Below are 6695 nucleotides of genomic sequence, written 5' to 3' on the forward strand. Positions count from 1 at the left end.
GTAGAGATCCTTGTCCATCGGCTGGCCGGGATGGATCTTGTTCTTTATGCCGTCGAGGCCGGCCATCAGCAGCGCTGAGAAGGCGAGGTAGGGGTTCGCGCCCGGATCGGGGAAGCGGACCTCGACGCGCTTGGCCTTCGGCGACGAGCCGAACGGGATACGGCAGGAAGCCGAGCGGTTGCGCGCCGAATAGGCGAGCAGAACCGGCGCTTCGTAACCCGGCACCAGGCGCTTGTAGGAATTGGTCAGCGGGTTGGTGAAGGCGTTGATCGCCTTGGCATGCTTGATGACGCCGCCGATGAAGAACAGGCAGCTTTCCGACAGACCGGCGTATTCATTGCCGGCGAAGGTCGGCTTGCCGTTCTTCCAGATCGACATGTGGACGTGCATGCCCGAGCCGTTGTCGCCGAAGATCGGCTTCGGCATGAAGGTTGCCGTCTTGCCGTAGGCGTTGGCGACCTGGTGGACGACATACTTGTAGATCAGCATCTTGTCGGCGTTGCGCACCAGCGCGTCGAACTTGATGCCGAGTTCGTGCTGAGCCGCCGCCACCTCATGGTGATGCTTTTCGACGCGCACGCCCATCTCGGCGAGCACGGTCAGCATTTCCGAGCGCATGTCCTGCGCGCTGTCGATCGGCGGCACCGGGAAGTAGCCGCCCTTGATGCGCGGACGGTGGCCGAGATTGCCGGTCTCATAATCGGTGTCGTCGTTCGACGGCAATTCCGTGGAGTCGAGCTTGAATCCGGTGTTGTAGGGATCCGCCTTGTACTTCACATCGTCGAACACGAAGAATTCGGCTTCCGGGCCGACAAAGATGGTGTCGCCGATGCCTTCGGCCTTCATGTAGGCCTCGGCCTTCTTGGCCGTACCGCGCGGATCGCGGTTGTAGGATTCACCCGAAACCGGATCGAGGATGTCGCACAGGATGACCATGGTCGACTGCGCGAAAAACGGGTCCATGTGGACCGTTTCCGGATCGGGCATCAGCACCATGTCGGACTCGTTGATGGCCTTCCAGCCGGCAATCGACGAGCCGTCGAACATCACGCCATCGGCGAACATGTCTTCCTCGACCTCGATGACATCCATCGTCACGTGCTGCAGCTTGCCCTTCGGGTCCGTGAAGCGCAGGTCGACGAATTTCACGTCGTTGTCCTTGATCTGCTTCATGATGTCTTTGGCTGTCGTCATGTCATGTATCCCTGTGTGATGACTTTTTTTGATGATGACGTTTTTCGGGAGGATGGCGCGGTCGGTCAGACCGCGTCCATGCCCGTTTCGCCGGTGCGTATACGCACGACTTCCTCGATATTGGAAACGAAGATCTTGCCGTCGCCGATACGACCGGTCTGGGCCGCCTTGCGGATGGCCTCGATCGCACCTTCGACCGCGTCGTCGCCAAGCACGACCTCGATCTTCACCTTGGGCAGGAAGTCGACGACATATTCGGCGCCGCGGTAGAGTTCGGTGTGGCCCTTCTGACGACCGAAGCCTTTTGCTTCGGTGACGGTGATGCCTTGCAGTCCGGCCTCCTGAAGCGCTTCCTTCACTTCGTCGAGCTTGAATGGCTTGATGATCGCTTCGATCTTTTTCATGTAAAAAGTGGCCTCCACTGCCAAAAAAACGGGTTGTGACCCCCCGCTTGCGCCTCCATCAAGCACGAACTGTGCCAATTCAGCGGATTCTAAGCGGTCTCATAAGATTTCAAAGCCGCGCCGCACCGGGATGCAAATTCGCGTCATTCGCTGCACCGGAAGCGGCATGGACTGCCAGAGCCTACACAGCGCCAGCACCCACGTCCGCACAAAAATCGGGCATATTGCCTATCCCCCAGGCAATTTTCTGCCCGCGATGCTTTCGTGCCAACGTTATGGCTGCAGATCTCGGCAACTCCCCCTTGTTTGCTTAGGATCGAAATCGGACAATGCTTGATCGCATGCGGATCGGCAATCCATGAGCAACGAACTTCTTTCCCCGGCCGAAATGAGCGAGGCCGATCGGCTGACGATTGCCGCCGGCCCAGCCGACGGCATCGGCCTGATGCGGCGCGCTGGTGGAGCGGTCGCGGCCGAGGTTCTCAAGCGCTACCCCTCGGCAAAGCACATCCATGTGCTGTGCGGGCCCGGCAACAATGGCGGCGATGGCTATGTCGTTGCCCGCATCCTGGCCGGCAGCGGCGTCGGCACATCGGTCTGGGCATCCGGCGCGCCGAGGCCGAAAAGCGATGCGGCGCTCGCCGCCGCGGAATGCCCGATCAAGCCCCGGCCGCTGTCTGACTTTGACGCCAAGCCTGGCTCGATCGTGATCGACGCGCTCTATGGGGCGGGGCTGTCGAAGCCGCTGTCCGGCGACGCCGCGAAAGCCATCGATACAGTGACAGCCCTGAGCCTGCCCGTGGTCGCGGTCGACCTGCCGTCCGGCGTCTCTGGAAGGAGCGGTGACATATTGGGCAGGGCGTTTCGTGCCGAGGTCACCATCACCTTCGCGCGGAAAAAGCCTGGCCACCTGCTGCTGCCGGGGCGCGGGCAATGCGGTGAGATCGTGCTCGCCGATATCGGCATCGGCGACGGCATTATCGCCCAGCTCGCCGTCTCGACCTTCGAGAATGTGCCGGACCTGTGGTTGCAGGAATTTCCGGTGCCGACGGTGGATGCGCACAAATACAAGCGCGGCCATGTCGGCGTCTTTTCCGGCGGTCCCAGTGCTACGGGCGCGGCGCGGCTGTCGGCGCTGGCCGCCGCCAGAAGCGGGGCAGGGGCGGTCACCGTGCTGTCGCCTGGCAACGCCATGCAGGTGAACGCGATTCACCTGACCTCGATCATGCTGCGCGAGGCGGGCTCGCTCGAGGAGGTGCAGGAATTTCTAACGGTGCGCCATCCCGGGGCGCTGGTGTTCGGACCGGGGCTTGGGCCAAAGCCCAAGGTCGGCGATTTCGCCCTGCAGCTGATCAAGGCTTTGGAGGAGGAAGCACGCGACGAGGCGACCGCGAACCACGCCAGTGCGATGGTTCTTGATGCCGACGCCATCACGTCGCTGGCCCATCAGCCTCAGGCGCTGTTCGAAGCTGCCCGTCAGCCGAATGCGCCTGCCTTGATAGTTACGCCGCATGAGGGCGAATTCGGCCGCCTGTTCCCTGATATCGCCGGGGACAAAACCATGTCGAAATTGGACAAGGCGCGAACGGCCGCCACGCGGGCCAACGCCGTCATCGTCTACAAGGGCGCCGACACGGTCATAGCAGCACCCGATGGCAAAGCGGCGATCAACTCCAGCGGTGCACCGTGGCTGGCCACAGCCGGGTCAGGCGACGTGCTGTCGGGCATCATTGCCGGTTTGCTGGCGCAAGGCATGCGGCCCTTCGAGGGCACCTGCGCGGCGGTGTGGTTGCATGCTGAGGCCGGCAGCCGGTTCGGACCCGGTCTGATCGCCGAGGACCTGCCGTTGGCACTGGTGCCGGTGTTGCGCGAACTCTTCGACGCGCGCACGGCTGCCCAATGAGCCGCGCGCTCGTTCTGTTGCTTGCCACCCTCATCGCTGCCTTCATGGCGCCGACGGCGCGCGCCGAAGGTCCTGTGACGATCGTCGACGATCCGGCGGTGCTCGCCGCACTCGATGCCAGGGGTTTCGGTTTCGCCGATGTTTTCGGGGTCGACGGCGAGGGCGGTCTGAAGACGCTTTACGACGAGGCGCCGGCCTTTCACGCCATCGTCGAAACGGTTGCCTCCGATGTTGCGGCACTGCGTGCCGATATGAAAGCCGGCGGCCGGACGCTCTACGAAGTCACCGACGGCAATGTCGGCCGCATCATGGACATGCGCTGGCTGAAGACCGACGCCGCGCGCTTCCGGCTGGTCGGCGTCGTCAACCGGCTCGATCGTCGCGACTTCGCGGTGCTGCAAGGCGACAGGAGCTGCGGCGAGGTGCGCTTCATCTACCGCCTGGCCTACAGCTTTCGCAAAAACGGCAAGCTGCTGGCGTCGCGCCTGCCATTCAATTTCAATGCGGTCTACAGCGCCACCCCCGACGCCGATGGCGGCTGCGTCGGTGTTGCCGGACGCTGGACACCCCAGCTTGACGAGAGCGTCGATGCCGGCTGGCTGACCGGCGGGCCGCTGGAGAGAGCTGGGCTCACCTTCAAGCAGCTGGAGCTCAACGTACAGGTGGTGCGCTTCCCCTCCGGCCAGGAAACCGAGTTCGGTGGCCAGGCCGCCTATCTCATGCGGATATTCGGCATCGATGGCGCCGATATCAGCGAAAAACCGCTGGAGAACACGCCCGACACCGCACGGCTTTCGCAGGATGCGGCGCTGAAGGCACGGCTCGCCGTCTATGTCGGCGCCAATTTGCCGGCGGTTGACGAAGGCGTCTATGAGATTCCCGACGAGTTCCTGGCCAGAAAGATCATCTCATGGTCGACCTTCGGCAGCGCGCGGCAGGCCAATCATCCGTTTACGCAATTGTTCCAGCCCAAGGAATTCGCATCGCTCGATTATTCCACGCTAAAACTGGTGCGCACGCCGGAAGCGCTGGTCGAGCGGCTGGACAATGGCGCCTGCCAAGGTTGCCATCAGGCCGGTTCCACTGCCGGCTTCCATTTCATCGGCCTTGACGACAAGACGACATCGCCGCTCAACCGCATCGAGGTCGACATCTCGCCGCATCTTCATGCCGAGATCCCGCGCCGCCAGGCCTGGCTGCGCGCTACAGCTGAGGGCAGGGAGCCAAACCGCTTCCGTCCGCTCTCCTTTGCGCCGCCGGCAGCCTGGACGGACGCCGCGGTCGACTACGCGCCGGCCGAGATGGCCATGCCGTGCCTGATGCCGGAAGATGCGGACCGCTTCGGTGCGACCTGGAAATGCGGCGGCGGCACCGTCTGCACGCCGCTGGCCACCGCTTCGGGCGTGCACACGAAACTGGCGCAATGCCTGCTGCCCAAGGACAGCGAAAAACTGTTTTCCGGCCATCCCTGCCTGACCGGCTCGATCGCCAGCAATGCGGCGCAGCCTTTCAACGACCGCTACAGCAAATCGGGCCAGTTCGCGGCCTTCGCGCCTGCCGCGTCGCGCACCGCCTACACCTGCCGTCCGCCGAAGATCGGCGTGCCGGGCGGCATCGCCTATCGCGGCTGCGACGACAAGGACCGTGCCTTCGCGGCCTTCAAAGCTGGCAAGCCGATGCCGAACGAGATTTGCGGGCTGGTCGGCGGCAAGAAATTCGACATCTGCGTGGCCACCAACAATTTCGACCAATGCCTTGGCGGCGCCGTCAATCGCGGCAACCGGCCGGCCTGTTCGGCCGATCATTTCTGCCGCGAGGACTATATGTGCCAATCGCTGCCGCCGGACACGCCGGGCATCGGCAAAGTGAAAGGCATCGGCTTCTGCTCGCCGACCTATTTCATCTTCCAGATGCGCATCGACAATCACGCGACACCGTGGGGCAGCCCTGTCCGCGCCACCATGGGAGCGGGGTTCGGGGCGGCGGAAGAGGAGTGAGTTGCCGGCGTCTCACAGCGGGATGTTGTCGTGCTTCTTCCAGGGGTTCTGCATGTCCTTGTTGCGCAGCATGCGGAGCGCCCGCGCAATACGGCGGCGGGTCGAGTGCGGCATGATCACCTCGTCGACATAACCGCGTTCGGCGGCGACGAAGGGCGACAGGAAGCGATCCTCGTATGCCTTTGTATGGGCTGCGATCTTTTCGGCATCACCGATGTCCTTGCGGTAGATGATCTCGACCGCGCCCCTCGCACCCATCACCGCGATCTGTGCCGTTGGCCAGGCATAGTTCATGTCGCCGCGCAGGTGTTTTGAGGCCATCACGTCATAGGCGCCGCCATAGGCTTTTCTGGTGATGACTGTGATCTTCGGCACGGTGGCCTCGGCATAGGCGAACAGCAGTTTCGCGCCATGCTTGATCAGCCCGCCATATTCCTGCGCTGTACCGGGCAGGAAGCCGGGGACATCGACGAAGGTGACGATCGGAATCGAAAAACAGTCGCAGAAGCGCACGAAGCGCGCCGCCTTGCGGCTGGCGTCCGAATCGAGCACGCCGGCCAGCACCATTGGCTGGTTGGCGACGAAGCCGACCGTGCGGCCCTCGACGCGCCCGAAGCCGGTGACGATGTTCTTGGCGAAATTCTGCTGGATCTCGAAGAAGTCGCCTTCGTCGGCGACCTTCAGGATCAGCTCCTTGATGTCGTAGGGCTTGTTGGCGTTGTCGGGAATCAGCCGGTCGAGCGACAAATCATGGTCGGTGACCGACTGGTAGCATTCGATCTCGGGAAGCTCCGATGTGTTGGAAGCCGGCAGCAGGTCGACCAGCCGGCGCATCTGCAGCAGCGCCTCGACGTCATTGTCATAGGCGCCGTCGGCGATCGAGGATTTCGTCGTGTGGACGGAAGCGCCGCCGAGACTCTCGGCGGTCACCGTTTCGTTGGTCACGGTCTTCACCACATCCGGTCCGGTGACGAACATGTAGGAGGTATCGCGCACCATGAAGATGAAGTCGGTCATGGCAGGCGAATAGACATCGCCGCCGGCGCATGGACCCATGATGACGGAAATCTGCGGGATGACGCCTGAGGCAAGCACGTTGCGCTGAAAGATCTCGGCATAGCCGCCGAGTGCTGCGACGCCTTCCTGGATGCGCGCGCCGCCGGCATCGTAGAGGCCGATGATCGGCGCCCGGTTGCG

Annotated in this window: 5 protein-coding genes; 2 read left to right on the forward strand and 3 right to left on the reverse strand. The window is 63.1% G+C overall.

Translation table 11 applies throughout. From position 1 onward, the window contains the following. The coding region (gene glnA, locus EN879_RS19390; protein ID WP_127274183.1) for a type I glutamate--ammonia ligase at positions 1-1194 on the reverse strand (1194 nt) is incomplete at its 3' end. A gap of 65 nt (positions 1195-1259) precedes the next feature. Continuing rightward, positions 1260-1598 (reverse strand): P-II family nitrogen regulator, encoded by a 339-nt coding sequence (locus EN879_RS19395; protein WP_006205430.1) that lies wholly within the window; start codon positions 1596-1598, stop codon positions 1260-1262. Positions 1599-1956: 358 nt separating this feature from the next. Here EN879_RS19395 and EN879_RS19400 point away from each other — a divergent pair, with 358 nt between their 5' ends. Together EN879_RS19400 and EN879_RS19405 are read left to right on the forward strand one after the other, a co-directional pair. Beyond that, positions 1957-3501: a bifunctional ADP-dependent NAD(P)H-hydrate dehydratase/NAD(P)H-hydrate epimerase gene (locus EN879_RS19400; RefSeq protein WP_063168062.1), complete on the forward strand. Its 1545-nt coding sequence runs from the start codon at positions 1957-1959 to the stop codon at positions 3499-3501. Beyond that, the gene (locus EN879_RS19405; RefSeq protein ID WP_063168061.1) at positions 3498-5498 is read left to right on the forward strand and encodes a hypothetical protein; all 2001 of its coding nucleotides are present in this window, start codon (positions 3498-3500) and stop codon (positions 5496-5498) included. Before EN879_RS19400 ends, EN879_RS19405 begins: the two co-directional genes overlap by 4 nt. Positions 5499-5510: 12 nt before the next feature. Here the strand turns inward: EN879_RS19405 and EN879_RS19410 are convergent. Next, a partial coding sequence (locus EN879_RS19410) for an acyl-CoA carboxylase subunit beta (protein WP_164774469.1) occupies positions 5511-6695 on the reverse strand: 1185 nt, incomplete at its 5' end.

Origin of the sequence: Mesorhizobium sp. M7A.F.Ca.AU.002.02.1.1, assembly GCF_003998535.1 — a bacterium.
Lineage (GTDB): Bacteria > Pseudomonadota > Alphaproteobacteria > Rhizobiales > Rhizobiaceae > Mesorhizobium > Mesorhizobium ciceri.

Coding starts and splice junctions, on each gene's coding strand:
- EN879_RS19405 (WP_063168061.1), top strand. CDS start 3,498: ATGAGCCGCGCGCTCGTTCTGTTGCTTGCCACCCTCATCGCTGCCTTC.
- EN879_RS19400 (WP_063168062.1), top strand. CDS start 1,957: ATGAGCAACGAACTTCTTTCCCCGGCCGAAATGAGCGAGGCCGATCGG.
- EN879_RS19395 (WP_006205430.1), bottom strand. CDS start 1,598: ATGAAAAAGATCGAAGCGATCATCAAGCCATTCAAGCTCGACGAAGTG.